The 235-nt window shown below is 46.8% G+C and carries 1 protein-coding gene; it reads right to left on the reverse strand.

Annotated elements, in window-relative coordinates; translation table 11 throughout:
- Positions 1 to 9 precede the first annotated feature (9 nt).
- The coding region (locus R0J87_RS24775) for an ATP-binding protein (protein WP_498889688.1) at positions 10 to 235 on the reverse strand (226 nt) is incomplete at its 5' end.

Consider the following 235-nt stretch of genomic DNA (forward strand, 5'->3'; position numbering starts at 1 on the left):
GTAATTCTGTCATAGCTCAACCTCGCTGGGGTCTGTTTCACTGACCAGTGGCAGTAACAGATAGAACTCACTACCGTTACCGACTTCAGAATGAAAACCTATACTACCATGCATTCGGGTCATTAGTTGCTTGCTGATAGCCAGGCCCAGGCCAGTGCCGCCTTTACTCTTGCTGTCAGAGCTGTCAGCCTGGGAAAAGTGGCTGAAAATGTCTTTTTTAAATTCATCACTGATG

The organism is Halomonas sp. SIMBA_159, from assembly GCF_046536035.1.
In the GTDB taxonomy this organism is placed as follows: domain Bacteria; phylum Pseudomonadota; class Gammaproteobacteria; order Pseudomonadales; family Halomonadaceae; genus Vreelandella; species Vreelandella venusta_A.